Genomic DNA, 25,062 nt, shown 5'->3' with positions numbered 1-25,062 from the left:
GGAAGTTCACCTACCCACACCCCCATCAATCAACCTGATTCCACATCCTCATTCTGTCCTCACTGTTCAGGTGGATGGAGCCGTATTTTTCCAGTTCCCAATCAATCAGATCATTGACTGAAAGCTGGAACGGTGTGCCATATATGACATCATATTCTTTGAATGTCATTTGAAAAAGAAGAATCAGTTCCTCTTTGCTGTATCCGCCCTGATGCGCATGCTGTATCGCCTGTTTTAAGTGAAGCGAAAGCTCGTGGTAGCCCCTGATCACCTCCTGGTTTTGCAAGGCTTCTTCTGATGCTTCGGCCTGTTGGGAGCTGTCCGGGCCGGTAATGTCATCATGATCAGTAGTGTCCCGACTTTGGGAGTACTGATTCTGTACATGCTTTGCGTGGAAATCTGCGGCCGCAAGCCCAGGGCTGCTCCACGCCCGGAATCTGGCTTTCAGATCCTGGCGGTAGTAAATAAAACCGACTGCCAGATAATACAGTGAGAGTAGCGGTGTAAGAAACGATACATACACTACCCATGGGTTGGTTGTGAACATAAGCATTAGATTTGGTTGACAGTGAAACCCGATGCCTTTTCCTTTTGAAAAGTTACTGGCCCGCTGGATTGATGTCACAAAGTAAATGCGCAAAAAGGGTATCAATAAAGTCCAACTTTTCAAGGACCCTCTCTGCCTGGCTGATCAGCCATGAGGTGAAATCCCGGGTAATTCAGGGTAATGCTGCCAGATTGTGGATTGGTTTCTGGTCAGCCAGGCGGAAAGCTCGCAAAAGGGTACTACTTTTTAAGGACAGTTTTGTTACACCTAAGTAATTATGAATGAATTAGTTAGATTGCATATACAAAAGAAAGGCCCTTGCGATATGATCGCAAAGGCCTTAAATTCACAATAGTCAGCGCAACCTGCTTATGCGGGCTGTAATTGTCCTTCTTTTAGCTGACTGACAAATTCTTTTGAAGGTTTGAAAAACGGAATGCAGTGGGCAGCAACGACCATGGTCGTATTTTTTGAAATATTTCTGGCGGTCTTTTCCGCTCTTTGTTTGGTTATAAAACTACCAAAACCACGGAAGTAAATATTCTCTCCCTCTGCCAGTGAATCCTTTATTGTAACAAAGAAAGATTCCAGTACGGCCTCAGCGTGCTCTTTGCTTACCCCTGTCTTGTCGGTGATTGTTGATATTAATTCTGCTTTTGTCATGTCTTTTTACTCGTAAATGAAATGGCAAATGTAGCGGTAATGGGCTAATTATCAATGCATGTGCTAAAAGATGACAAACCGGGCTGAGAGTTCATGCGTATCGTCAGCCGACCAATGGCCACACCGGCACTATCCTATTACACCTGACAGGAATGTCCCTACAGTCACGCGAATGGTCAATTCATCCCGAAAGCCGGATGCAAGTATTATCTGCCCCCTGACTTACCCTCCGGCTTTGGCTATCCATCATGTATTAAAATGCATGTCGGGCTACGTTAATTTGAAGTTCCCTCCGGTAGGCCTCGACCTGGTTGTTTTCAACAATGACAGGTATCTCCTCAATGTAAATCAGTCTCCGGTCAACCGGAACATCCCCTGTCACACCGATGTAATACTTTCCTGCGTTCAGATTCTGAAACAAAGCCTCTCCGGTATACGTCGTGACAACGGTACCGATAAATCCCTTTGCCCCGGTGCTGTCTCTCAAGGACTCGGCCTGTAATCTGCTGGTAAATAAATAGAGTTTTAATGACGAAAGAGGCTCATTTGTGGCTGTATCTCTGATGCTTACAATGATTCTGCTCTTCGCCTCCGTTTTTTGCAGTTTCAAAACCTGGGCAGTAATCGCCTCCTTGTCAGCCCTTGTCATATTTTCATCGACGTTAATTGCGACCTGGTTTGTCAAAATATTCTTTTGCCTGGCAGAAACGTAGTAGGTCCCCGACTTCAGATTATGAAAAAAGGCTATTCCTTTTTCATTGGTCGTGATCCGCTGAACAAATCCCGTCGGGACAGAATCTTTCACGCTCGCCGCGAGATCCAAATTGGTAAACAGAAAAACAGCTGCACCATTGACAGGCTCTCCGGGGGACTTGTCCCCGGTTACCACCGTCTTTATAATCCCTGATCTGTAATGTGGCCGCAATGCCAGAATACGATTTCCTTCCTGGTCAACTTCCATGTCATCTATACCGGACGATGCCTCGTAGACAATTCCGGAAGATGAAGTCATTCTGCCCACGATATAAAGACCGGAACGTTCCCGGGGCTGGAATGGCAATCTGAAGACGCCATCCTTGCCTGCTTTTACTTTGTAAAGATATGGTTCGCCCTGCGGGTTATCAGCAAGGTAGATGTCTGCTTCGGCAGCGGCCGCAGAAACCGTCTCCATGAAATTGTCCCTGGTCAGGACATTCCCTTTCAGCTCGTTTTTTTCATACAGCCGGACGTCGTATTTCTGGAACAGTTTGTCTTTGCAGGAAAAAAAGAGCATCAGAATACACATGGCTTGAATTGTCCTTGCAGGTCTCATTTGAAAATATTTATCAGGTTCGTAACTATTACCGGGTCAAAACTCAAGCCAAAAAATGCATATGGTCTGGGGCGATCTATCGTGTTCTTTACTGCACTGTTTTCAAGTTGGTAACGCTTCTGGAATATAAAATTAAAACCGGCAATTAAACCAAGTCCCGGGATTACATCTCCTCCCAGTCCCAGATAATAGTTACGCAGGAATTTGTGTCGCACGCCAAGGCCACCACTCGCAAAAAGTGAAGTCGCAAATCCGTTTCCTCGTGAAACATTTACATCAGCGCCAAGTTCTTTTCTGATTAATCGGCTTGTGGCCCTGTCCCTTGTTGAATTCGTTTTTTTGAAATAGAATTTTACCCCGGCAAGTATCTCAAAATTGTCAAAGTTCTGACCCGGCCTGAAAGTACCGCTTGAGTCATTGAAAACCGTTCCGGATCTGTCTCCTGAGACATAAGTTATCCCTACCGTCGGAAGCCATCTGGAAAGAGCATATTTTGTAAAGCTCTTCCTGACCGCAGACTGTTTTCCGTTATTCACAAAAAGTTCATAAGTCACCTTCTTTGAGGAGGCCATCTCAAGGCGCGCCTCAGGATAACTGACAACACTGGAGTACAGCGCAGGCAAGACCGGCCCCCGCTTTATTTCAGAAACGGGGTCGGTCTGATCAATCAGCCAGATTACCTTTTCCCTGTTGTCAATAAAATCCTGTACCACTTCCCCGTAGGCAACAATGTCTGCCACCTTGTACCATTCATACAACAGTTTCACAAAATTGCTTTTGTCAGTAAACAGCAATTTGTTTAGTGAATCAGCAAACGGTAATGGTTCACTGGGTTTCATATCCTGTCTTGACTGGAGAATAAAACCTATAATTTCCTCCCGGTTCGAGTAAGTCAGATTCGAAATAAGCAGACTTTCATTTATCTCCTTTCTACGAAGTGATTCTGACAGATCGTATGATCCTTCGTCACTGATTTTACCCTCTTTGTTCCAGTTAGATATCGAATCTTTAAATTTAGTCTGCAATTTCTTCCGGCTGGCTATATTTATGGCAGAGAGTTTTGGTTTCATCAGCGCGGATTTGTCTGATGCTGAAGAACCGGGAACGACACTGCTCAAAAGACCAACAAGCCCTGCCGGGGTTCCCGCACTGAATGCTGCTGTCAGGGCCCCGGAAAACGCTCCGGTCGCCTGGGCAAATTCCGTTTCAGCTTTGTGAGCAGCTTCAATACTGGTTAATGATACAGAGTCACGTGCTGCAACATTTTGCGCAACAACAACGACTTCGTCGTCCATAAAAATCGCCTTCGGGATTTGCTCGGGATCAGATATCAGTTTAAAGTCTGAATTGGCATCATGGCTGTAAATCCAACGAATCTTCTTTGCGGATGAGCCGGCAAAATTTCCGCTGTAAAGTACAGTTTTGTCTCTTGAGACTTCGTTGAGCCATTGTTTGTAAACAGGCGTCAGATCACTATAGGTTTTGCCCTGCCTTCCCAGCATGACAAGCCTTTCGGTCAGCTCCGCCGATCTTGCCAGAAGGGATTCGTCCGGTTTTGTCCGCGCAAGACAACAACTGGCGGTCTGGCTGATCAGCGACAGTTCCTTTTCGATAAGCTGTCGTTGCAGCTCAGTGCGCTGAAGTGCCGGCTCAGGGTTAAACACAGGGAAGGGATTAAGTCTGGGTACTCCCCTTGTCAGCCACAGCCACGACATTATCCATGGCTTGTTGGTTTCAATTACGTTGTGATACAGGATACCGCCTTGAATCAATTTGGGATAAAACCCCGAAATTTCGCTTATAAGCTCATGATTGAATGAGGAGATCCCGCCCTCTTTCCGGTTCTCAAGTGAATCCAGATACAGGTAATATTCTGCCCTTGTAATCCCCGTCCTAGCAATTGTCCGCAGAGTGTCAACCAGCAGACGGGAATTGACCGGCAACCCGCGATAGTGTTTATATGTCTCAGCCAGATGCTTTGTAAGTATTTCATTGTCAAAGTTGTATCGGACAACCCTGTAGCTGTTGTCATCATCGGCAACTGTGAGCGAGCTGACCGACTGTTCTGATGAATTCAGTACAATGGCCTTGCTGGCTGCATCGCCAGGCCCCGAAACGCTAAACGGGAAGAAGTCATGTTTGTTATACCGTAAAACAGAATTGTCAGCTAACTTGTCGGTGAGGCTGCCCGGGTGTCGGTATATCTCGCTATACCATTCAGAAAACTCCCCACTATAGTTATGGAGACTGTCAATGAGTGAGTTGACCGATTTGCTGAAAGCTGAAACGGGTACATGAATACCCGACACATCGAAGCAGACTGTGGAGCCCGTCTTGTAAACTGTTGGCGACAGACCGGATGGCGCTATTCTTCCGTTCCTGTCGAAAACAGTCTTGGTTTGCGCCCAGGAGACATGAGCAAAATATAACAGAAATATCATTATTGGAACAGGCCGCATATTTTTATTGATTTTCAGGGTTAAACGTCAGAATTGTTATTCATATTCAGTTCAGGATTTCTGTTAAATCCGCTTATGCTCAGTTTTTAGGATTTCGGTCAAGAATGTTTTCAAGAAGATCTTTTTCTCTTTTCCGGGATACTGTAAAGTCAAAAACAGCCTGATCAATATGCTCACCGGTAGACAGCTTGCGACTGGTGGGTACTGTGGCGGCAAAGTGAAAGGTATATTTCTTGTCCAGGTAAAAGAATGATTTCACTTCTGCCACTCTGAAGAGTACATTCTGAAGGATAGAATCTTTTTCAAAATCCCTGAACTGAACAACAATTGTTGTCGCCAGACTGTCTATATATGAAAGAGATATTTCAATCTTTTCGAGTCTGCTCCGTCTGGTGATCTCAAGCGTGTCATTGTACTGTGCCACAGCTCCGGAACCAAGTCTCACACTCTTGGTATTTAATGGCAGTGCTGGCACTGCAAATGGCATTCCCTCTGCTGAATTATATGCTGTGTAACCGAAAAGAACAGCGTTTTTATACTTGTCATACGGTATGTAAAAATAGCCGCCATTTCCCCAGCTGCTACCCCACGAGTTGACAAACTTGAGCTGCCTTAACTTGTCATCGAATCCGACACACAGAACCGCGTGAAGGATGGTATCCTTGGGCTGTACCGTGTTGCCGGGCTTCCATACAAATCTGGTATTCCCGCGGTAAACCGCTTCATAACCTTTCTGAACCAGATTGTCCTTTACGAGCAGGCCCGTCAGAACAGGACGCCCGCTTTTGAGCTCCTGCCGGATAACGTTTATGTCATCGACATTGACGATGTCGTAATTTTCTATCTTGTAAACCGGGCTGCTGACCCTGAATTTTTGCAGATCATACATCTGGCAATCACCTCTGGTGGAATCATACGGATAATTTGCCCAATGTACAACGCCTTTGGTCATCATGAACCTAAGTCCCTGATCAAAGCTTATTCCTGAAATGCAACCCAGGTTTTGTTTGTCTCCCAAAGCTCTGACCGAGTCGTAAAGATAACCCGGGCTGAATACCTGCTTTATCAGTCTTGTTTTTTCACTGTCAAACTGGTAACCGTTTCGAACTTTCTCATAATAGCTTTTAAGGTAATACGCCATCGCCCATGCAGTGCATGCCCCCTGTGCACCCTGCTGATCCACGGGTGGCATATGTATTGACAAATCTACAATATCTACAATGTTTGGGTCAAGTGATGTTTCCGAAATCGCTTTGCTCTGCAACTCGGCAGCAGTGGGGTGTTTTAATCCCTGTAAAACGGGTACAGCAGACTGGGACTGGCATAGCTGTCCAGTAAAATTCAACATTACAAGAAGGTAAAAATGCATTCGTCTGGGAAGGGACATGTCTGTAAAAGGTTGAGATTGCCAAATGGAATTACATCGCCGCATACCCGGATTCTTCGGATTACGCACACCTTGCGTTGCACATCCGGATGCAGAGAGCTGTCCACGAAGAGATCGGGCGACTTTCGTCTGTCAAAACCGGATATTGAAATGGTCAGAATACAGCCACACGAAGACTGACAGGGACGTCTTTCCCCGTCGCCAATATGTCGGAATGATACCGGACAGGACCGGGAGTGAAGTTACGCCAAGGCAACTGTTGAGGGCTTTGCAGAATTTTTTTCATGTTCAAGAAGGATTTCATACGTCTGATCACTAAAACAATCATTTTTTTTAGAGAATTCCCAATTGCTGGTTCCTCAATTTATTAAACGGTAATATTTTGTTTGCAGCACCCGCCAAAAATTGCTGCCCGCCGGTGTGGTGTGACGATATCCCTCCTGAATCTGTCTTGTACACAACCGCTTGCAGTTCTGGTCAGCGCCGCCGCCCTGGTGCTGCAAGTGTACTCCGTCCCGATTATTTATGCTCCGGAAACCTGGCATGCCGGCCTCAAAAAACCACCGATATTACCTCAGCTTGCTGTCAGACCATATTTTAAAATGAAAAAAAAATCTATCTTGAAGCCATGTTAACCCTCGTCTGACAAAAAACTTTCAAAATGCCGGATTATCTTGCCCAATACCAAAGCAAACATCATTTGACTCTTGGGGACAGACCGCTTTGTCCCGTAACCCGGTATTCCGCCGGATTGCTGCTCGATTATCCAGGCCGGTTTTCCGCCTGCGAATCCGCTAAATGGAAAGCTTTCCTGATGATCGGCTCCCTGGCGGAACGGTTTGTCCTGCGTATTTCCTGTCTGTTATTACTGAACCGGATTTATGAGAGTCTCCACAGTCCTGCTGACCTTCCCGATCTTTATTCGAACATCAGCATTCCTGGTTCCGTTGTTCGCTTCTGCGGTGTTGAATATTCGCTGAGAGGAAATGGCAAGGTCGTCTCACTTCAGTTCAGGGGTTCAAAGGTTACCCGATCAACCGGTATTCTGTCTGGCGCCTGCAACACCGGTCCGGGAGCCCTGAATACACTTGATCATTTTCGTGAGAATACAAGCAACCATTATCAGGAAAATGATCTGAACTGCCTGTCCGGTTTTAAAGAAAGCGATATGGTGAATTTCAGCAAGGTAAACGACAGACGGATTTCTTGATGACATAAAGCATGTGCTTATTCATTTCTTGCCCCGCGTCAGGAGAGGAACCGCTGGACACGCGTCTCTTCGGCAGGGAAACGAATTTAAATTGTCACCACCGTCAGAATCATTTGCTTGCCAGGGTTTCCGTTTCGCAATCTGCCCAGCTCCCGGTTATGACCATGGCACACAGAAAAAACCAAGGGCAAAATCCGGGTATGGTTCTACTGTTTCCCAACCACAAAAAAGGCTGACAATACCATTAATACAGCTGAGCTGAAAGCATTGCGAAACTGGTCATCGGAAAACGCATCATTGTTTAACACTTGGCCGTTTGATACCCTGCTTCCCGCTATCGACAGGATTAACACAGCTCAACAGTTCTCTATCGATGAACACAGCGATTTGTTGTCTTTTTGCCATTCCGTTTCTGCGATTAAACCTGTGGGCGAAGCAAAAACCGAAACCGTTGCCAAACTGCCCATGCAGGCAGTTGCCATTCTAGTTCAGGACTCGAAATTTTGCTTTTCCGGAGAATCTCCGAACTACACACGTAAAGAACTTGCCAAAATTATAGAAATGTATGGTGGTGTTGCAGCGGCCTCGGTTACTGCACAGCTACATTACCTCGTTATTTGTGACGTCCCCAATCCTGCCTGGGCATTTCAGATGTACGGCCGCAAGGTAGAGAAGGCAATGAATATGAAAAAGAAGGGTGCAGGGCCGGAAGTAGTTTTTGAACAGGATCTTATAACCGCTTTAAAAGCCTTCGGCTATTCATTGTTGTAAACGAAGATTTCACTTTACACGTTTCCGGAAAACTGGACTTCCCCGGTGTAGCACCGCTACTTTTTGCCGGTATTACCACGTGATGGCCACTGCGCAAATGGAAAGTAGACAAAAGCCACAGGCTGGCAGTTGTAGGATTAGGCCATAGGGGCGTAAAATTTGCTGTGGCGCTAGGTGCTGAATTTACAGTAATGTGTATCAAAAGAGGAAGAACAGATGAAATCTATATTCTGCACGTTCGATTTTATTTTGGGTACCGTAGCGACATCAACCCTTATCTGGCAGCATTAAGAACAAATGGCACTTATGTTAATGTTAACTTGCCACAAAACCTTGGGAAGTATCCTCTTCGCTTTGGTGGTAGGGAATAAATCCATACCCGGTTCTGGCGCAGGTGGGCCTGCTGAGACACAAGAAATATCTGATTTCTTTGCAGAAAACCTGCCGAGCCTTAACCTAGGTAATAAACACGCAGTGAACTTTCAGGCAATATAAAATTGAACTTTATAGCAACAAAAATCACTGGTATTTAGTCTAGTTTTGTTTTATAATATTAAAACAATATAAAATGGGCAAGACAATTTTAATTACAGGTGCCGCAAGTGGTTTTGGAAAAATCGCTGCATTTGATTTGGCGAAAAAAGGGCATAAAGTCATTGCCACTGCACAAGTTTATCCGCAAATGAGCGACTTGATTAGAGAAGCAAAAGAGCAAGGAATTGAACTTACGGTTGACAAACTCGATGTCACAAACCCAACCGACATCGCTTACATCACGCAGAAATACGACATCGATATTTTAATCAGCAACGCTGGAATTATGGAAGGCGGACCGATTGCCGAACAACCTTTGAACCTAATCCGAGCAATGTTTGACGTGAATGTTTTTGGCGGTTTAGAATTGGCACAAGGTTTCATTAAGAAATTTATTGACCAAAAGAAACCCGGCAAAATTGTGTTTACCACCTCAATGGGCGAATTATGGACTGTTCCTTATGTGGCAGCATATTGCGCTTCAAAACATGCAATGGGGTCTATTGCAGAAGGTTTAAAAACTGAATTAGCACCTTTCAATATCAAAATTGCGACTTGTAATCCCGGGATTTTCGGCACGGGTTTCAACGACCGTGGTGTCGATACGATTTCGCGTTGGTACAATCCAGAAACCAATTTCACACCTTCATCGGCTTTCGACGGAACTGCCGAAGCTTTGGCAAATCAATTAGACCCACAATCTATGGCTGATTGTATTGTTGATGTGGCTTTGGACGAAAATTCAAACTTTAGAAACGTGCACCCTAAAGAAACTGAAGATTTTGTAAAACAATTACAGGCGGATGCTTGGACAGCAAAGAGCTAAATTAAATTAGAAAAGCACAGTCGGAAAGCTGTGCTTTCTTTTTATCACTAACTAAAAAATAGAAAAATGAACATAACTTATAACGAAGCTACAAAAGCATTGAACGCTTCAATAGAAAAAGCGAACGAATTAAATATTCCTGTAAGCATTGCAGTGGTAGATACAGGCGGACATTTGGTAGCTTTTGCAAGATTGGACAGCGTTTTCGGTGTGATAGAATTTGCTTTAAAAAAAGCAAGAACTGCTGTAATGTTTGGAGTAAATAGTGATATAATGGGAACAATCGTTTCTGGAGCAGAAATACACGGATATGGAATGCTGAATTCGAATGAAGGATTACTAACCATTGCAGGGGGTGTGGTTCTAAAAAATAAAGACGGTAACATCATTGGCGCCATCGCATCTTCTGGTGGTTCGCCAGAGCAAGATAAAGAAATTGCAAGTGCAGGAACTGCTGTACTCAATTAAAATTTAAGATATTTGTAGTATGGAAGCAAAGCGTGAAATAATTTTTGATAAGTTGGTGTATTCTTGTGCTTTTGAAATGCATAGAGGATATGAAGAATTTATTCCTGAACATTTTTTAGGGTTTCAGCTTTCGGGCGAAACCCACGCTTTTCATTCGGATGGAAATACAATCATTCCCGAAAATACAATCGTATTTGTAAAAAAAAATCAGTTGATAAGAACGATTAAATATCCTTCAAAATCAGGAAAATATCAATTTATTTCAATTACGCTCGACAAAGAAATTTTGCAACAGTATGCGTTGGAAAATAAAATTGCGATAGAAAGTCCCTATAAAAGTAAGCAAAAATTGTTTTTTGAACCTGATGATTTTCTTGCATCCTATTTCCTTTCCCTTAGTCCATATATCAATAAAAAAAAAGAAGCCACATCGAAATTGGCAGATTTAAAAATCAGGGAAGCGATAGAATTATTGCTACAAAGCAACCCATATTTTAAACAAATCCTATTTGATTTTTCCGAACCTTATAAAATGGATTTGGAAGAATTTATGAACCAGAACTATATGTTTAATATTCCTGTTGCTTCTTTTGCCCAACTAACAGGGCGAAGTCTTTCTGGTTTTAAGAGAGATTTTACTAAAATATTTGACACAACACCAAAACAATGGCTGCTTTCAAAACGTTTAGACGAGGCACATTATTTAATCAAACATAAAAAACAGAAACCAGCAGATTTTTATTTGGATTTAGGATTTGAAAACATATCCCATTTTTATTTTTCATTCAAACAAAAATTTGGTGTAACTACTTCTGAAATATAATTAAAATGAGCTTTATACAACAGCTACAGAATTGGACAAAAGGCGATATCCTACAAGGGAAATGGATGATTGGAATCGCCATCATCATTCTATTGCCCATTTTTATTTTACTTATCAAAAGTAACAACTCTCTTCAAAAAGGAATGGTAATTCCACTTTTTTTGTTGTTCGTAATGAATATCTGTTATGGCGGATATTTGCTTTCTTCCAAGCCAAACCACAACGTAAAAACGGAGAAACAATTCCAATTAAATGCTCAAAAAACAGTCAAAAATGAAATAAATAAAATAAAAGTAGAAGATAAAAGTTACAAAGTGACAAAGTATGCTTGGGCAGGTTTACTTATTTTTTCGGTTGTTTGTTTTTATATTTTTAACCAAGAATATTACCAAGGATTATCACTTGGTTTTGTTGTAATGTTTTTAGGGATGTTACTGATTGATGTATTTTTACATCAAAGGCTAAAATTTTATATTACAGCTTTATGTGAGATTTGGAATTGACGAGAAACAATCCGCAAACTGCATTTCGTAAAATAAAAGTCGTTAATTTGTAGCATTCCAAAACAACGAATAACATAATCGATTATCCGTTGTTTTTTTAAATTTTGGATGATGATTAATAAAAGGATATATATATGAACTAGGCTTTTAATCAATAACTATAACTCACAAAGACTTTCAATATCGGGATTCAAGGTGCTTTTCGATTTTAAGGCTAGCAATGAAATCCAAATACGTCCATATCATAAATCAAAATGTGCCCAATTCTCTTCATTCAAGGCATTTTACCATTATTTAGTAAGCGCCTAGTTCAATATATTTAATTATGTTTCGGACTATAAAGAGAAGTACTGTGGTTTAAGCTGTCTAGGAATGTTAAGAGAGTTATCAAAGGTTCGATTCTGACCCCGTTCAGTCCGCAAAAGGCGAGAATAAGTTTAAAAAACTTGTTTTCTCCTTTTTTGTTTTTGTAAACAATTGAATGTCAATTATTTGAAATGTACATATAAGTGTTCGATAGCTTTTTACATTTTTTTAGTTTCCAAGAGTAGTAGGCCATGTGTAAAAGCCAGTATTTGTTATAAATAGCTGATTTACAGTATATTTATTTTCTAAACCTTGGCATTTAATTATTTTCCGAATTGTTGATATTTTCATCTTTTAGATACTGGTGAGCGGGACTCGAACAAGAACCTGATTTGAAGATTATTACATTATAGTTTTCGTAATTAACTATTTGATTTGGAGGTTATTTTGGCAAAAACGGTCATAAATGCAATAATTTGAGCCGCCGAATGGGTACTTACAGGAATTTTAAGTCTATTCCCAATGTGAATTATTTGTGTAACGCATTTGTTGAAGAAAACTTCATCCCATTCATGATGTTCAGTATCTGATAGGCCTGTACTTTTCTTCATCTTTAATGGCAAAGAACGGCATAATGCCGGGCCTAATAATTTCTTCCTTAAGATCCGGAGACAGAATAGGATGAGCGGATAAAAGTTTACTCAGAAGTCGGCGTTTTTCATCTATCGCAAGCTTAACGTAGGTAGGTCTGACTGAATTTCGACAATTTCAACACCAACATATTCAAGCGTTGCGTTTTGTCTCTTTCAATCCAGTCAGATTTTTGCAGCTCCGTGCCCACTGCATGTATCCTCACCTCACACTCCTTCTTTAAAGTTGGAAATCCTCTTCTTCTATAGATCCATTTAGCAATAGTTCTTTGGCGTGTACAATTCTTTCCACTAACCTGTTAATCGTAGCAGCAGTTGTTTGTCTCGATATTATTTTGTCGGCACACAGATCCTTTCTGACTTGGCGAACAATCTCCCTGTAAAGACTAAGATAGGCATTGTCAACATGCAGCTTTTCCAACCTCTCCACAAAAAGCATATTCGTTTTATCTGCTCTGGTCCTGAATCCACAGATGGAGGAGCAGTGATAGTAATAATACTTGAGGCCCGATTTGCTTCTTGAGCCACTTCCCGTAAGCAACTTTCCGCAATTCGGACAATAGAAAAAGCTCCTCAAATACAGAAACTCATCTTTATGATTGCCGCGAATTCTGGAAACAGGATTTTTATGATCAAGAATGCGCTGAACCAAATCGAATAGCTGCTCAGTAATAATTGGTTTCTGCAGACCGTCTACTAAATGAGGTGCTTTACCTTCAAACGCAGGTATAGCAATCTTTCCATAATAAACAGGACTTCTAAGGATTCGTCTGAAGTTGGAAATACTACAGCTCAGTCCGGCAGCGACTGCTTGCTGATAAACAAATTGGACCGTGCAATGCCCTTCCGCAAGTTGTGTAAATGCTTTTAGAATAAATGAAGCCTGCGGTTCCGAGGGAATGAGATTCCGCTTGTGGTCAGCAGTCATCTTTGCTTTATACCCGATAGGAACATGTGCTGTCCAACGCCCTTCGAGGTTAGCTTTATGTAAGCCTTGTCGGACGTTTACCGACCTTCTGTCATTCTCAGCTTCTGACGTTGCCAAGTATACGCCAAGAATAATCTTGTTCTCTGGAATTGACAGGTCGAGTTCCTGATCTGTCGCTTGCGGGGTGATGCCCAAGCTCTTTAGCTGTGCAATCATATAGTAGGCATCACCGGCATTCCTGCTAAACCTGTCCCATTTGGTAAAAAGAAGATTTGGACGTAATAGCTTATTTCTTCTTAAAGCATACATCATCCCCGACCATTGTGGGCGGTCAAAGGTTTTAGCAGAATGATCCTCGTAAACTGAGTTAAGAATTTCAATATTATGAGCCAGACAAAATTTTATCAGGCGGTCCTGTTGCGTTCTTTGGGAATAGCCTCGTATCGCCTGCTCCTCGGTACTGACCCTGATATAGAGACATGCCCTTTGCATCGCAGGGAAATTTCAATATAACTATTCGTTACATAGACAGGGTTGTCCTTGATATAGGATAGGTACAAATTATGAATTGTTTACCACAACTTATTTGTCTTATTAAAGCTACCGGCTAGACTTCCAATTATTCAGAAATATAAAATTGACCAAATGGAAAAAAAAGCAGTAAGTTACATTTGCAAAAAGGGATGAATAGCAACCCTGATATCAAACAAAGACTTAGATGAAAGGTTCCATTGACTGTCTGGCGATCTATACTTTACTAAACCCACATTCACAGCTCAAATAAGTACCCTGAAAATCAAGAGTATCAGAATAGATTGACTGGATTCTTCGGAAGAGTAAAGAATTGCTGGATATCCAGCTAATTTGACTCAATATTATCACAAGGCTTTGCAACCCATTTGTGGAATATTACGGACTCGACCGGTAGTCGATAAAGTTCTTAAATATTATAAAAAAAATAGTTCGGATCACTGTGTGATGTCCTGGGATAACCTTATTGATCCAGATGGAAACAAAATCAAACGTCATCGGCCAGAAGGAATGAGCGGTAGTGGACTATGGTATGTTGTTGCTCACAAGGACTTTTTAGGAAGATATAACATAACTAGTCACTTGGGAGGAATAATGCACGAATATAAAATGTATAAGTACCCCGTTTTAATCGGCACTCCGATACGAAAAGTCATAGAATATATTAAGCCGATTTTAGAAATCCCCTATAAAATCCAGAAACCCACTTTTACAAGTAGAAAATAAGCTAGTGCCCTTATCTGAATTAACCAAGACTTGATTTGTCGAACAGACTGGAATAAGTCAGTACCAAATCTTCCAACTTGTCTGGAACATTTTTTCTCGCAATCCCCTCTCAGTCAATTACGGAGGGGTTGTGAGAGAAAATGTGAATTTGTCAGATGGCAGCAAGTTAGTTTTAACCAAAGTATCATAAGATGTCTCGGCTTTTACACCTTATCGTACTATATTTCCACCCCAAGAAACCTACAGCAGGAATAATTGACGAGCTTATTCCTATTCTACCGGCACGGATACCGTATTTAGTGCATAGGTAATAATCGACGGTATCGGATAAGTGCGTCGCTAACTCTTGTGGGATGGAGCGTCGCTCTGATCTTTTATCCTTCTCGAAATTGTCCATGATCGGGGTTTGTTGCATTGACATCATTACCACTTTGGCATGTTTCAGGTTGAACCGGACTTTGGGTAGGTTGGTGTTCTCTTCCCGTAGGATCTCGTCCATGAAAAAAATTCAGAGTGTAGATAGTTTAAAAATAGATTTAACAAAAAGCGCTCTTTCAATTCTATCTATCTAACCAAAACAAGAGACCTATATAATACAGGTATCCTTCCGAAAATTTCCGGAAGGATACCTGTATTACCATATTCTAGTTCACTTATTTAGCAATCACAATTTTTGAATTTTGTGTTGTCCCGTTTTTCAAAGTAACTGCTACTACATAGGTTCCGGCTTTCAAATTCTTAACGTCTATCCAACCATCTTCCAGCCTGTTTGATGCATAAACAACTTTTCCATCCATTCCAATCAGCTTTACCCTTATTACCTCGCCAATAGGTGCGTTGTTTAGACTGATATTTATTTTATCTGATGTCGGATTGGGATACAGTGAAGCAATTGCGAAGATTACAGTCTCAATCCTGCTGTAAGCAAATGTCCCATCCTGATCTACCATTCTCAACCGATAAAGGTTTTCACCACTTGATGGTGTAGTGTGTGTATAGTTGTAAATAACCCTTTCTTTACTGTCACCTTTTGCGTCTACATTGCCTATTACATTCCACTTTTTGGCGTCTTTGCTATGTTGTATTTCAAATTTAAGACTGTTACTCTCTGCGGTAGTGGCCCAGTCCAGTCTGGCGCTTAGCCCCTCTCCTTTTTTGGCAGTGAAGCTTGTTAGCAAAACAGGAAGCGGTGATACCGAAGATACTGTATAGGTAGCCGGGGGCGAGACAATACCTGCGGCATCTACCAACTGATAGGTAAACACAAGCGGATCAGCAGAATCACCAGATCCAATTGCACCGTATATCACCATTTTGGAAGGATCAAAATCCGGGATTGTTCCGGTAGAAGTACCCGCAACAACTTCCTGAACACCTACACCAGGAAAATCGTAGTACAGTTTCGTATTACTTGTTTTGATTGACTCAATTACAAAAGTAGATCCCGTATTACAAGATGCCGATACAGCACAATCTTCCGGATCGCTCCCACTTAGCGGTTGCAATGCAGGATTGTCCATTCCAACAGCCACATAACCAGCTACCGGGGGGAAACCAGAAGGAGGAGTTGGACTGAAAGTAGAATTCGGAATACCCGTAATTGTCTTATCATCTGCCGTTGGCGTTTGCTCGATCCCAAAGTTGGCACTAGTGACATCAATGGTCGATGTAGTCAGCGCGATGATTCCGGTTTGGTTGCCAGCATCGGCCGTACCATTCAGGTTAATCCCCGTATTCTCCCATCCGCCAGGAAGATCCGATGCGGTCAGGACTGTGCCGTTGGATTGGCTCGTTTCTGTCAGGACAATCGAATATGCTGTATTGGGTGATACATTCGAGAAATTGTATTGACCCGTTACCGCGTCTACCGGTACGGAAGCAATTACCGCTCCTGAGGCATCTGTCAGATTGGCAAATAACCCTCCGCCATTTGTGAAAGGCTCCGAACCATCCCTGGTTGCATCTCCGTTAGCATCATTCCATACATTACCGCCAACAGATATAAGGGCATCAGAAAAGGGTATTGTGATACTTCCCGGAGTAGGATCTTGTACTCCTGCATTGTCTACCGCTGCTATTGGCAGTACCACAGTTACTGCTCCGTCTATCGGATCAACCCCGACAGTGACAGTGGGTGCACCGCTTGCATCCGTTGGAATGCCACTTGGATATGCAACATTGATTGCCGCCAGGTTTGTATAGGAAACTCCGTCAATCACAATGCTTGTTACATTTGCAGGAAATGCCGTGATTTTGATAAAACTCACTACGCCTGGTGCTTCGTCACCCGTATTAGGATCTCCATTTGTGCTCGTTGTGAAGGAAGCAGGGGGTATTGTTACTACATTGCTGCCACCCGGGTTGGGCTGGTTAGCCAAAGAACTGATTGCAGTTTCTGGTGACTGCTCAATACCAATATTGCCATTGGGTTTATCTGTATTCGTATTTGCATCCAAAATAGTATATGAGCTGACGATGCCATCAGCTATGCCATCCGGAACGGTACCTGTGCCGTTGGACGACTCACCGGTATTTACATATGCTGATGGCATATTCAATAAACGCACTGTAAACGTACCGGTTTCTGAATATGGAATATTGTACGTACCATCAGCATTTACATTGGTTGTGGTACCGGGAACAATGTTACCTAGCGCGTCGTATAAAGCAACTTGCAAACCAGTTACAATTGTAGTATTGATGGGCGTTCCATTGACCAGGTTATCGGTTAAACCATTCGTATCATTTAAAATAGTCCCTGAATACACAATTGGACATGACAATAATGAAGCGGTAAAGACATCATAATCATCTGCAAAGTTTTGAGGATCCACAGCATTGGTATTAGGTACAAATGCTATGGCGAAAGATCCGGAATTTGGTACTGTTACAGGTAATGTTATGCTCAGAGTGTTGGTAACGCGAACACCACCATTAGGGGTAAGATTGTAAGTATAAGAAGCGTTTTAGCCGTTAGCAGCATTTACAGCGCCGTTAAAAAAGGTTATCGTACCGGCACCGGTGGTGGCAGTTCCATTTGAAGTTGATATTGTTGCGTATACAACTCCTGCGTAAGTGACCCTCAAATCGGCTTGGTTGCCATCATATGGAAAGTTAAGCGAGTTCCCATTGGAAGCCGCAAAGCTCATACTAAATGTGGCGCCTGTCCCTTTCAGGTTTACACTCGTTACGGCTTGTGTAAACGTTTGGGTGTTGGTGTTATCGCTAAAATAAACACTTCCGGTTCCTCTATCAAAGTTGCCTGCCCCACTGCCTATCCACCCGCTTTGACTATATCCTCCTACCGGAACATTGCCACCTGCTCCTGCGGGGAGCCTTACAAATGTTGTGGTTTGAAAGCGCTCAACAGTAGCACAAGTCTGCGCATTAACAATGCTTGCGCCGGATCCTAAGGCTAGGAGCACAACAAATAAATACGTTTTTAGTAGAGTTTTCATATAAGTGAGTATAAAGTTAAATATTGAATAAAAATAAAAATTAATCAGCTTTATTGTAAGTAGTAGAATTATATTATGCCATTATTTTTTATGTACAGATATATACGGGCAATCCCCTCGAAACGATTAAGAGATTCAGAAAACGACGCAGATATTTTTGTTGAAATGGATTACTTACAAGTTCAATGGATGAGATTTTAGAAGGCAATGGAAGCCAGCCAAAACTTTGCAATGGAAGGAAAAGTCTGTGACGCTATCACCTAGGCTGTTCACTATTTTGAGTTTGCGTCGCGCATTTATATAACATAATAGCAAGACTATGACTCTTTAAAAGAAGATGTTCACTAAGAGAGGTGTGATTTATGGAATCCCGTTAAAATGAGCTAACCTTTTAGGTTAACACATTTCAACGGAAGATTAATAACCTATTGTCAAAATTTAAAAAATAAGCCTAAAATTTAATCCTGGACTTGTTTTTCAACATAAGACAGCCTCATTCCAACAGCAAGCGAATGACTATTTTTAACATGCTAGAAGGATCAAATTTGATGCTTTCTCATTTCACTCAATTTGACCCGATAACCACTTTAAAAGTATGTAAGGTGCATGGTCTGATTATCTTGCTACAAGTACTTTAATACTCTCCACAGATCCGTTTGACTGTTTCATTCGTACAGTATAAATACCTGTGGGCAATTTCCTTAGATTGATACCATCTGATGTTACCGATTGAGTTTGATAAACAACCTGACCAGTCGTGCTGATCATTGTAAGTTCACTTACAGGATTGGAAGTTAAATTTTTAATGAATAAGATATCTGACACTGGGTTGGGATACACCGATAATTTCTCTTGCTCATCCGCTTGAACACTTACGATACGGCTGTAAGCAAAACTCAGATCAGTGTCTACCATTCGTAGTCTGTAAAAATTCTGACCTGCTACAGTGTGTGGATCCACGAAAGTGTAATTTTTCGCAGTAGCACTCTCTCCGTTAGATTTTATCGTACCTATTTTAATCCAGGATTTCGCATCTACGCTATGTTCGATTTCGAAATGATCGCTGTTCATCTCCGTGGATGTAGACCAGTTTAGACGGACATTCTTCTCAATCATTTTCGCAGTGAAGCTGATTAGTGTTACAGGAAGCGTGGTGTTGTAAATACCAGCATCGATGTTAAGATTAAACTCATTATCAGCAAGTGTTATTACTCCCGTTTTCCCCGTTGTAGCCGCATCACTGTTGTTCGCATCGTTTAATACACCGCTATTAGGAGAAAATATATAACTGCTTGGCAGGCCACTAAAGCCTACAACGTAAGAGCCCGCTGTTAAATTAGAGAAATTGTAATAACCATTCGCATCTGTGGTGGTGGTAGCAACCACAGTTGTTCCGTCTGCAGCAAATAACGTTACTGTAATTCCGCTCTGACCCGCTTCTGATGCATCCTGGATTCCGTCCTTATTGGTATCGTTCCATACAAAGTCTCCTAATCCTGATTTGGCCAGTGGTTGACTGCAATTGATGCTGTTCAGATTAACTGTTGTAATCCGTGTGATACAATCGCCCAACTTTATGGTGCATTGATAGGTACCATTGTTGGCAGCTGTGTAACTTCCAAATACAATATCTTTGCCTGTTACCCCGGTTAACGGTGCTCCGTTAAATGTCCATGAATAGGTAGCACCTGTAATTTCCTCCACACTTAATGTGTAGGGCTGATTAAGGCAAGGCTGCGCAGAATTGGTAACCATTACGGCAACCAAAGGCTTTACTGATACCTGAGCAACTACCGTCTTTCCGCATTTGTCAGTAATTCGTACATCGTAATCTGTATCGGCAGACAAACCAGTTGCCGTATAATTATTGGGAACAGCAGCGCCAACGGTCGTAAAGTTTGTCTCTGTCGTCTTCTTCATCTCCAAAAGGAATGGCCCAAAACCGCTGAATTCAAAGACTGCGATACCTGTTGCGGGATCGTTGCTGCAATTGATACCCAGCTTTTTTACAACTACAGGATCCGAGCCAGTTGGCTGGATAGTCAGAACTTTTGTTGCGATTAGACTAGACAATCCACATCCTGTAGTTGCTGTGGCTCTCAAAGTATACGTTCCAGCTGCAAGATTAGTAAATATACCACTTGCGTTTGTGCTTATCACGGTTGAACCATTCAGTAACGCATAAGATACCGTAGAACTTGCTGAACTTGCATTATAAGTAAGATTTGAAGTAATAGTACCTGTACCGCCACATAGTTGAGATGATGTCCCGTCCAGGGAGAAAATCAGAGGTTTAGAATATGGAGGTATCGTTATCGGAATATTAGTAACAGAAGCACAAGCGGCATCATTTGGAGCAAATCTTATGGTATAGCCACCAGCAGGTATATTGTTGAAAACAATTGTTCCCGTTTGCGTATTATAAGATGATGCTACTGCCACCACTGTATTTGTGGCATCTAATAGAGAAATACTAGCCGCATCCTGGTCTGGAATATAGCCCGATATATTCACGCTGATCTGACTTGTACCTACGACATTAGTACAATTCAAACCAGGTGTGATACTATTTACAGCCGTACCGTCTCCGGAAACTGGTGTATCAGCAGTACCAGAAAATGTTCTTCCGCAAGCATCAGTTACGGTATAGCTATAATGATCGGCATAAGGGACACCCGTAATTGCAGAATTTGCAGGGAAACTATATGATGTCCCATTAGGGGCTACCGGATTATTGCTCGAATTAAATCCCTGCACAACAGCGGTGTAAGAGGCTGATCCATTGGGCCTGATTGCCAAAGAAACCGCATCCCCATCTGGACATCCAAGATGTACAGCGGCAGTTGCAGAGAAAACCAATGGCGTTAAATCCTGGCACCCGGTTGTTACTTCACCGCAAGGAGAGATTACGCGGTAAAATAATTTTTGAGTGTTGGCCGGAACATGAAGATTTAGATCTGACGCGGAATTTACATTTATTGTCGTGCCAGTTGCTCCACTTGCAGGAGTAGCAGGTTGTGTGCAAGGATCTGCGTCGCTGATATAATAAAGTTCTACTTTATACCCCGAATTAGTGGGGTTAATAGTTCCTGATGCCGTTTTTAGAATTGATCCGTTCATTAAAATTTCACTACAGCTATATGAACGAGTAGCTATTGTAATAGTGGCTTTTGGAGAACTTGGCTGCACATCTACAGATACCGTTGTAAAGTTGTTACAGGCATCTTTTACTCTTACCTGATATGTACCAAAACCAGGTGCAGTAAAGACATTTGACGCTTGATAGCTAAAATTAGCATCAGGTTCCGCCGCGTTGGTTGATTGCAAAAAGCCATAAGTTAGTGGCGATTTTCCACCTGTAGCAGCTGCAGTAATCGTACCACCCATGGCACCCCCTGCGCATACATTGCTCACAGTTGGCGTTAAAGTCAGTGGCGTATATAGATCGTTAATGGTAAAGGTAACATCCTCAAAAACAGTTCCGCAGGAGATCCTTACAGTATAATCACCCGCAGCCAGGCTTGAGAAGTTATTAGAACTTTGTGCAGTGGTCTGATATCCTACCAATGGGGTAGTCGAACCAATTTGCGTTGCAGAAATGATCTGATAAGTTGCTGTTGATATTGTTTCTACATTCGAGTGAATGGTAACTTGCCCCGATGACGGACATGTCGCGCCAACAACATCTGGTGGTGCTGTAATGGAGATAGCGGTCGGGCACTGCCCGTAGCTTGTACCACTGAATGTTACAAAGGATATCAATAACAAAAAGTAGCATGCAGCATACAATCTGAAAGCCCTATGCCGTTCATGCGGAGACATATGCGGATTAATAGTTCGCACCTGCGATGAACTGAAAAATGAAATCATAAACTTAACTTATTTAAAATGAATAAAACTGTCTGGACATCTGTTACGTGCTTAGACATAAGAAAATTTAAAAAGTATCGAATAAATTCGAATATTTTTAGATTTTAAGTTCTTACAAAAAACATGACAGCCAAGAATTTCGACGTATATTAGATTATTGCCTGGATATCATATGGAAACTGACTAGTGTGAGATTGGAACTTACTGTGTTTGTAATTTCTTGACAACGATTAATCCATTCACTTTCACATATGATTGGATGATAGTATCTCTTGGAGATAAAATTTATTTTTTTTACAATGGTCCGTCCGCGAAATTGCACTTCCGTTTTTCATTGTTATCGCCAACACATAAGTCCCTGTATGTCAACTGGTCATATCTATTGGTGTTTTTATTATTCCATTGTTAGTATAAACTGCTTTACCAGTCATGTTATACAGAATCACTTTTTGAATCTTGTCAGAATCTATATTATCAATATTGGGCTGTGCGCTTACCGGGTTTGGATACATTCATGTGTTGATGAATTGTGTATTTATGCGTTATTGAATTTACTTTAGAAACCCACCATAGAGTCTTTCAGCTCCAGCAGATTGCTTATACCAAGTTTTTTAAACACGTTTTTTTTAATAGTACTAATAGTAGATGTTTTTCTATTCAAATTTTTAGAAATAGCTGATACCGAATTTCCTTCCAGCAAGAGATTCACAATTTCATTTTCCCGCGGCGTTAATTTGTATGCTCTCTTTACAGAACCTTTATTCCTGGCAGGAAACCAGTGGGACAGCATGACATCCAGAATTTCATTACTGATATACTTCTTGCCAATCTGAACGTCTAAGATGCAATTCAATAGCTCATCCATTCCGGATGACTTTGTGATATACCCTGTAACTCCGGATTTAAAATAGAGCGATAATTTTGCAAAAGTCGGACAGTCATCGTAGACAATTACCTTAGTACTTTTATTTGTCCGAATGTATTGTGTAATAAAATCACACTGACTATTAATTGTCTCAATAGTGGCTCCGATTATAAATAAATCTGGACTTGCATTTTGACTGACATGATGAAAATCGTAAAAACTAGTGGATTCGAGTACGGTGGTATCTTTAAAATTGCTTCTAATAAAAAGATCCAAGCCAGACCTAACAATTGGGAACTGGTCAATAATTGCGATAGAGGACATAGTAATAAGTGATGAAGATTCAAACAATAGCTAGCCTACTTGACGATATCCATTTCGGAGACCGATAGATTAATCGTAAAATTGACAATACAAATTTCTGTTGTTTGATATAGCAAAACAATTATCCAATGCTAGTATTTTTCTACTATGAAATATCAAAAAATTACTATAATTATAGTAATTTTTGGTCAGGATTATGTGATACTTTTGGGCAAAAATTACACTCCCATGAATGATACCAACAATGGTCCGGCGGTCAAAGTGATGCTCCTTGATGACCATGCACTGGTAGCTGAGGGGTTCAGAGAATTATTACTTTAAATTTTGCCACCAGAATCAACAATTAATATTTTTTCGTCTGTAGAGCGTACCACAAAGGGTCTTACGATCGAAATTTACACCACCGTTATCACAGACCTGATCATCCCCGGCCAGAATGTTTTAAACTTTATTGCTACCTGCCGAAAAGCATACAAAGGAATTATCATTTTGGTCATTAGCAGTGTAGTAGATGCAAATAGCATCAAATCGTGGCTGGCAGCCGGTAACAATGGCTATTTGAGTAAAGTGGTTAATCCTGTGAAATTAAACATGCGTTTGATTGTAACCCAACGTAAGCATCCTATGAACCACATATTTCTTGTTAGAAACGTGGTTTTTACTTTTGACTTAAAAACCAATCAAAATGGATCAGTCGGAAGAGATGTTCAAATTAGTAAGAGAATGGCGTAAAAGTGGCCTAACTCAGAGTGAATTTTGCAAGCCACATGGCATGACGGTAGCCAAATTTGGTTACTGGGCGGGGAAAGAAAAGTTGGCCGCGCGGTTGCCTTCCGAAAAGGTAGGTGGCTTTGTTCAGATATCAGGCCGACAATCTGCATCAAGTGATTCTTGCCAGATTGTCTACCCAAATGGCGTGAAGATAAATTACCAAGTGAAATACCTTGCTGTGCTTTCCCAACTGATCAAGCTCTACTGATGTTCAGTCTGAGTTCATCGCACCACTATTTTCTTTACCAGGGCCGTTGTGATATGCGTAAGGGCCGCGGTGGCGGACCACTTTGACGGGCTTTGTGGCCTTGTAAGTACAGAGCTGGGCCGTAATCCAACAAGCGGTGAAGTATTCGTATTTCTGAACCGGCCCCGGAGCCATATCAAATTGCTGCATTGGGAAAACGGGGGCTTTGTTTTATATTATAAACGACTTGAAAAGGAACGTTTTCTCTACCCAAAGCAATGGATGGACGCGTATCTATGAGTTGGGCTGAGCTAGTTCTGATGGTAGAGGGCATACAGATACAAAAGAGCATACAGAAGACGATATTCCACATTTAGGTGCAAAAAAGGCACATTTTATTAGCTGAAATGCTTCCGGATCTGTATCTTTAGTGCATGGATATGTCTCTGGAATCGCTTTCAAAAGAAGAACTAATAGCCCTTGTAAACAAGGAAAAGCAGTCCTACAATGAAGTGCGTATTGCAGAGTTGGAAGATGAAAATGCTTATCTCAAATCGCAGCTTGCGATGTACAAGCGGATGCAGTTTGGGCAAAAACGGGAACGCTTCGAAAGTGATCCTGCCCAGATTGCACTCCCCTTTGAAGCGCCCGCCGATCAAATTGCCGCACAAGAAGAAATCCTGAAAGAAAAGATCAGTTACGTCCGTAGCAGGCCTAATCACAAAGGCCGTGCAGCACTTCCATCGCACTTACCTGTCGAAGAACCGGGTCGCCGGGCGATCGAGATTTACCCCACTGGCGATCTTTCTGAAATGGTATGTATTGGCAAGGAAGTTACCGACGAGCTCGATTATGAACCTGCCCGCTTTTTGATCAAAAGATACATACGCTATAAGTATGCGCCTAAAAACGGTGATGGTGTCCGAATCGGTCAACTTCCAGA

General features: G+C 41.9%; 22 protein-coding genes. 11 read left to right on the top strand and 11 right to left on the bottom strand.

The window, feature by feature from the left end:
* Positions 1 to 25: 25 nt before the first annotated feature.
* From LZG71_RS26970 to LZG71_RS26950, 5 genes are all read right to left on the bottom strand, one after another.
* Positions 26 to 547 (bottom strand): hypothetical protein, encoded by a 522-nt coding sequence (locus tag LZG71_RS26970; protein WP_233825834.1) that lies wholly within the window; start codon positions 545 to 547, stop codon positions 26 to 28.
* Between the two features lie 369 nt (positions 548 to 916).
* The gene (locus tag LZG71_RS26965; protein ID WP_233825832.1) at positions 917 to 1,210 is read right to left on the bottom strand and encodes an HU family DNA-binding protein; all 294 of its coding nucleotides are present in this window, start codon (positions 1,208 to 1,210) and stop codon (positions 917 to 919) included.
* Positions 1,211 to 1,463: 253 nt separating this feature from the next.
* Entirely contained in the window at positions 1,464 to 2,522 is a 1,059-nt protein-coding gene (locus tag LZG71_RS26960) for a collagen binding domain-containing protein (protein ID WP_233825830.1), read from the bottom strand.
* Positions 2,519 to 4,963 carry a hypothetical protein gene (locus tag LZG71_RS26955; RefSeq protein ID WP_233825828.1) on the bottom strand — a complete coding sequence of 815 codons (2,445 nt, stop codon included), beginning with the start codon at positions 4,961 to 4,963 and terminating at the stop codon, positions 2,519 to 2,521. Before LZG71_RS26955 ends, LZG71_RS26960 begins: the two co-directional genes overlap by 4 nt.
* Positions 4,964 to 5,060: 97 nt before the next feature.
* Positions 5,061 to 6,329, bottom strand: a complete 1,269-nt coding sequence (locus tag LZG71_RS26950; RefSeq protein WP_233825826.1) for a C1 family peptidase — start codon at positions 6,327 to 6,329, stop codon at positions 5,061 to 5,063.
* 700 nt (positions 6,330 to 7,029) lie between these two features.
* On the opposite strand from LZG71_RS26950, the gene LZG71_RS26945 reads away from it, so the two are divergent.
* The 6 genes from LZG71_RS26945 to LZG71_RS26920 all read left to right on the top strand — a co-directional run bounded on the left by LZG71_RS26945 (position 7,030) and on the right by LZG71_RS26920 (position 11,503).
* Positions 7,030 to 7,578, top strand: a complete 549-nt coding sequence (locus tag LZG71_RS26945) for a hypothetical protein (RefSeq protein WP_233825824.1) — start codon at positions 7,030 to 7,032, stop codon at positions 7,576 to 7,578.
* Between the two features lie 297 nt (positions 7,579 to 7,875).
* A complete protein-coding gene (locus tag LZG71_RS26940) occupies positions 7,876 to 8,349 on the top strand; it encodes a BRCT domain-containing protein (RefSeq protein ID WP_233825822.1) in 474 nt (157 codons plus the stop codon).
* Positions 8,350 to 8,917: 568 nt separating this feature from the next.
* Positions 8,918 to 9,709, top strand: coding sequence for an SDR family oxidoreductase (locus LZG71_RS26935; protein WP_233825820.1), 792 nt, complete (start codon positions 8,918 to 8,920; stop codon positions 9,707 to 9,709).
* Positions 9,710 to 9,775: 66 nt separating this feature from the next.
* On the top strand, positions 9,776 to 10,177 hold the full coding sequence (locus tag LZG71_RS26930; protein WP_233825818.1) for a heme-binding protein: 402 nt from the start codon (positions 9,776 to 9,778) through the stop codon (positions 10,175 to 10,177).
* A 19-nt stretch (positions 10,178 to 10,196) separates the two neighbouring features.
* Positions 10,197 to 11,000, top strand: coding sequence for an AraC family transcriptional regulator (locus tag LZG71_RS26925; RefSeq protein WP_233825816.1), 804 nt, complete (start codon positions 10,197 to 10,199; stop codon positions 10,998 to 11,000).
* A 5-nt stretch (positions 11,001 to 11,005) separates the two neighbouring features.
* Entirely contained in the window at positions 11,006 to 11,503 is a 498-nt protein-coding gene (locus LZG71_RS26920; protein WP_233825814.1) for a hypothetical protein, read from the top strand.
* 1,176 nt (positions 11,504 to 12,679) lie between these two features.
* Here the strand turns inward: LZG71_RS26920 and LZG71_RS26915 are convergent.
* From LZG71_RS26915 to LZG71_RS26895, 6 genes are all read right to left on the bottom strand, one after another.
* Positions 12,680 to 13,879, bottom strand: a complete 1,200-nt coding sequence (locus LZG71_RS26915; RefSeq protein ID WP_233825812.1) for a recombinase family protein — start codon at positions 13,877 to 13,879, stop codon at positions 12,680 to 12,682.
* A 1,418-nt stretch (positions 13,880 to 15,297) separates the two neighbouring features.
* Positions 15,298 to 17,478 carry a T9SS type A sorting domain-containing protein gene (locus tag LZG71_RS30630; protein ID WP_233825810.1) on the bottom strand — a complete coding sequence of 727 codons (2,181 nt, stop codon included), beginning with the start codon at positions 17,476 to 17,478 and terminating at the stop codon, positions 15,298 to 15,300.
* A gap of 132 nt (positions 17,479 to 17,610) precedes the next feature.
* Positions 17,611 to 18,102 carry a hypothetical protein gene (locus LZG71_RS26905; protein WP_233825808.1) on the bottom strand — a complete coding sequence of 164 codons (492 nt, stop codon included), beginning with the start codon at positions 18,100 to 18,102 and terminating at the stop codon, positions 17,611 to 17,613.
* Between the two features lie 615 nt (positions 18,103 to 18,717).
* Positions 18,718 to 21,972, bottom strand: a complete 3,255-nt coding sequence (locus LZG71_RS26900) for an SdrD B-like domain-containing protein (RefSeq protein WP_233825806.1) — start codon at positions 21,970 to 21,972, stop codon at positions 18,718 to 18,720.
* A gap of 365 nt (positions 21,973 to 22,337) precedes the next feature.
* The gene (locus tag LZG71_RS30755; RefSeq protein WP_409013685.1) at positions 22,338 to 22,484 is read right to left on the bottom strand and encodes a T9SS type A sorting domain-containing protein; all 147 of its coding nucleotides are present in this window, start codon (positions 22,482 to 22,484) and stop codon (positions 22,338 to 22,340) included.
* Between the two features lie 44 nt (positions 22,485 to 22,528).
* Positions 22,529 to 23,161, bottom strand: coding sequence for a response regulator transcription factor (locus LZG71_RS26895; protein WP_233825804.1), 633 nt, complete (start codon positions 23,159 to 23,161; stop codon positions 22,529 to 22,531).
* A gap of 147 nt (positions 23,162 to 23,308) precedes the next feature.
* Here LZG71_RS26895 and LZG71_RS26890 point away from each other — a divergent pair, with 147 nt between their 5' ends.
* The 5 genes from LZG71_RS26890 to LZG71_RS26875 all read left to right on the top strand — a co-directional run.
* On the top strand, positions 23,309 to 23,482 hold the full coding sequence (locus tag LZG71_RS26890; protein WP_233825802.1) for a hypothetical protein: 174 nt from the start codon (positions 23,309 to 23,311) through the stop codon (positions 23,480 to 23,482).
* A gap of 3 nt (positions 23,483 to 23,485) precedes the next feature.
* Positions 23,486 to 23,893, top strand: coding sequence for a hypothetical protein (locus tag LZG71_RS26885; RefSeq protein ID WP_233825800.1), 408 nt, complete (start codon positions 23,486 to 23,488; stop codon positions 23,891 to 23,893).
* Complete coding sequence (tnpA, locus tag LZG71_RS26880; protein ID WP_233825798.1) at positions 23,847 to 24,140, top strand: IS66 family insertion sequence element accessory protein TnpA; 294 nt, start codon at positions 23,847 to 23,849, stop codon at positions 24,138 to 24,140. Before LZG71_RS26885 ends, tnpA begins: the two co-directional genes overlap by 47 nt.
* A gap of 48 nt (positions 24,141 to 24,188) precedes the next feature.
* On the top strand, positions 24,189 to 24,419 hold the full coding sequence (gene tnpB, locus LZG71_RS30750) for an IS66 family insertion sequence element accessory protein TnpB (RefSeq protein WP_409013684.1): 231 nt from the start codon (positions 24,189 to 24,191) through the stop codon (positions 24,417 to 24,419).
* Between the two features lie 134 nt (positions 24,420 to 24,553).
* A partial coding sequence (locus tag LZG71_RS26875; RefSeq protein WP_233825796.1) for an IS66 family transposase zinc-finger binding domain-containing protein occupies positions 24,554 to 25,062 on the top strand: 509 nt, incomplete at its 3' end.

Origin of the sequence: Dyadobacter sp. CY312 (genome assembly GCF_021390535.1) — a bacterium.
Lineage (GTDB): Bacteria > Bacteroidota > Bacteroidia > Cytophagales > Spirosomataceae > Dyadobacter.
This window is presented reverse-complemented; position numbering and strand designations above follow the sequence as displayed.

Bases quoted from the DNA above. Each gene is read 5' to 3' on its own strand.
- LZG71_RS26935 (WP_233825820.1), top strand. From the start codon at position 8,918: ATGGGCAAGACAATTTTAATTACAGGTGCCGCAAGTGGTTTTGGAAAA.
- LZG71_RS30755 (WP_409013685.1), bottom strand. From the start codon at position 22,484: ATGTATCCAAACCCGGTAAGCGCACAGCCCAATATTGATAATATAGAT.
- LZG71_RS26965 (WP_233825832.1), bottom strand. From the start codon at position 1,210: ATGACAAAAGCAGAATTAATATCAACAATCACCGACAAGACAGGGGTA.
- LZG71_RS26905 (WP_233825808.1), bottom strand. From the start codon at position 18,102: ATGAAAACTCTACTAAAAACGTATTTATTTGTTGTGCTCCTAGCCTTA.
- LZG71_RS26890 (WP_233825802.1), top strand. From the start codon at position 23,309: ATGAAATATCAAAAAATTACTATAATTATAGTAATTTTTGGTCAGGAT.
- LZG71_RS26960 (WP_233825830.1), bottom strand. From the start codon at position 2,522: ATGAGACCTGCAAGGACAATTCAAGCCATGTGTATTCTGATGCTCTTT.
- LZG71_RS26950 (WP_233825826.1), bottom strand. From the start codon at position 6,329: ATGTTGAATTTTACTGGACAGCTATGCCAGTCCCAGTCTGCTGTACCC.
- LZG71_RS26920 (WP_233825814.1), top strand. From the start codon at position 11,006: ATGAGCTTTATACAACAGCTACAGAATTGGACAAAAGGCGATATCCTA.
- LZG71_RS26970 (WP_233825834.1), bottom strand. From the start codon at position 547: ATGTTCACAACCAACCCATGGGTAGTGTATGTATCGTTTCTTACACCG.
- LZG71_RS26945 (WP_233825824.1), top strand. From the start codon at position 7,030: ATGCCGGATTATCTTGCCCAATACCAAAGCAAACATCATTTGACTCTT.
- LZG71_RS26900 (WP_233825806.1), bottom strand. From the start codon at position 21,972: ATGATTTCATTTTTCAGTTCATCGCAGGTGCGAACTATTAATCCGCAT.
- LZG71_RS26930 (WP_233825818.1), top strand. From the start codon at position 9,776: ATGAACATAACTTATAACGAAGCTACAAAAGCATTGAACGCTTCAATA.
- LZG71_RS26915 (WP_233825812.1), bottom strand. From the start codon at position 13,879: ATGCAAAGGGCATGTCTCTATATCAGGGTCAGTACCGAGGAGCAGGCG.
- LZG71_RS26955 (WP_233825828.1), bottom strand. From the start codon at position 4,963: ATGATATTTCTGTTATATTTTGCTCATGTCTCCTGGGCGCAAACCAAG.
- tnpA (WP_233825798.1), top strand. From the start codon at position 23,847: ATGGATCAGTCGGAAGAGATGTTCAAATTAGTAAGAGAATGGCGTAAA.
- LZG71_RS26925 (WP_233825816.1), top strand. From the start codon at position 10,197: ATGGAAGCAAAGCGTGAAATAATTTTTGATAAGTTGGTGTATTCTTGT.
- LZG71_RS26895 (WP_233825804.1), bottom strand. From the start codon at position 23,161: ATGTCCTCTATCGCAATTATTGACCAGTTCCCAATTGTTAGGTCTGGC.